This is a genomic window from Micrococcus sp. HMSC31B01 (genome assembly GCF_001816085.1).
In the GTDB taxonomy this organism is placed as follows: domain Bacteria; phylum Actinomycetota; class Actinomycetes; order Actinomycetales; family Micrococcaceae; genus Micrococcus; species Micrococcus luteus.
This window is the reverse complement of the sequence record NZ_KV825133.1, coordinates 1-1697: the sequence shown is the minus strand read 5'-3', so window position 1 is coordinate 1697 and position 1697 is coordinate 1. Positions and strand designations below refer to the sequence as shown.

Sequence of the window (1697 nt, the reverse complement as noted above, 5' to 3'; positions counted from 1 at the left end):
AGGCCACGTCCTCGACCACCGTGCCGGGGGTGGCGGGCACATCGGGGACGGTCCGGGCGGGGCGGCGCGTCAGGTCGTCGTGGCCCGCGGGGCCCCAGCTGCTCCAGTCCATGGGAGAGCACGGTAGCAACGGGGGCGGGCGATCACCGTGAGCGAAGCCGTGCGGGCCGGTCGGGTCGTCCCCCGGGTCGGACGGTAGCATTGGCACTTGACCCGCCGGAGTGCCAGCCAGGGGCACCTCCGGGGTCGCCCCGGATCCCGACGGACCAGAGGAGGACCGAGATGTCGGAGCAGCCCCGCCGCCTGCAGGTGCTCCAGGCGATCGTGGAGGACTACGTGGCGCTGCGCGAGCCCGTGGGCTCCAAGGCGCTCGTGGAACGGCACGCCCTGGGCGTGTCCTCCGCGACCGTGCGCAACGACATGGCTGCGCTCGAGGAGGAGGGCCTCATCGTGGCCCCGCACACCTCCGCCGGGCGCGTCCCCACGGACAAGGGCTACCGCGTGTTCGTCGACCGCCTCTCCGAGGTGAAGCCGCTGTCCCCCGCCGAGCGCCGGGCCGTGCGGACCCTGCTGGACCCGGAGACGGACACCGAGCACATGATGGAGTCCACGGTGCGCCTCCTGGCCCAGCTGACCCAGCAGGTCGCCGTCGCGCAGTTCCCCCACGAGGACGGCTCCACGATCCGCCACCTCGAACTGGTCTCCCTCGCGCCCACGCGCGTGCTCGTGGTCCTCATCCTGTCCACGGGGCGGGTGGACCAGCGGCACGCCGTGCTGGACCGTCCGGTCGACGAGGCGGAGCTGTCCGTGCTCCGCGGCCTCCTGCTGGACGCCCTGCTGGGGCTCGGTCCGGTGCAGGCGGCCACCGTGGTGGACGACGTCGTCACCCGGGTCCGCCCGGAGCACCGGCAGTCCGCCGTCCTCGTGGCCGCGGCCGTCCACGACCTGCTCGAGGCCGGCCGGCAGGACCGCATCGTCCTGGCCGGCACCGCCAACCTGGCCCGCTCCCCGGGGGACTTCGGCGCGTCCATCGGGCCGATCCTGGAGGCGCTTGAGGAGCAGGTGGTGCTGCTGCGCCTGCTCACGGAGATGGAGCAGGACGCCCACGGGGTGTCCGTGCGGATCGGCTCCGAGAACGCCGGATCGCTCGCGGACACCTCGGTGGTCGCGGCCGCCTACGGCCCCGGCGCCGTGGCGAAGGTCGGCGTCATCGGTCCGACCCGGATGGACTACCCGGGCACCATGGCCGCCGTCCGGGCGATCGCCCGCTATCTCTCCCGCATCCTGACCACCTGACGCGCCTCCACGCGTCCTGGCGGGCCCCGTCCCGCATCGCCCCACGTCCCGCTCTCCCCGAGAGGAATCCCCACCGTGACCGACCACTACGAGACGCTCGGCGTCAGCCGTGACGCCAGCACCGAGGAGATCCGCCGCGCCTACCGCAAGCTCGCGCGCACCCACCACCCGGACGTCAACCCCGACCCGGAGGCGGCCGAGCAGTTCAAGCGCATCTCCCACGCCTACGAGGTGCTCTCGGACGAGGGCCGGCGCCGGGCCTACGACACGACGGGCAACGAGAACGGCCAGGCCGGCTTCCCGGGCGGCTTCGGCGGGGCGGGCGGCTTCGGGGGCTTCGCCGACATCTTCGAGACCTTCATGAACGCCGCCGGCCAGGGCGGCCGCGGCGGCCCCGCCAG

General features: G+C 74.0%; 2 protein-coding genes. Both read left to right on the top strand.

Features of this window, described 5'->3' with window-relative positions; translation table 11 throughout:
- The first annotated feature begins 282 nt into the window (after positions 1 to 282).
- Positions 283 to 1296, top strand: a complete 1014-nt coding sequence (gene hrcA / locus HMPREF3105_RS06700) for a heat-inducible transcriptional repressor HrcA (protein ID WP_070709025.1) — start codon at positions 283 to 285, stop codon at positions 1294 to 1296.
- Positions 1297 to 1371: 75 nt separating this feature from the next.
- Positions 1372 to 1697 (top strand): DnaJ domain-containing protein (locus HMPREF3105_RS06695; RefSeq protein WP_168168000.1); only part of this gene is annotated, 326 nt, incomplete at its 3' end.

Coding starts and splice junctions, on each gene's coding strand:
- hrcA (WP_070709025.1), top strand. CDS start 283: ATGTCGGAGCAGCCCCGCCGCCTGCAGGTGCTCCAGGCGATCGTGGAG.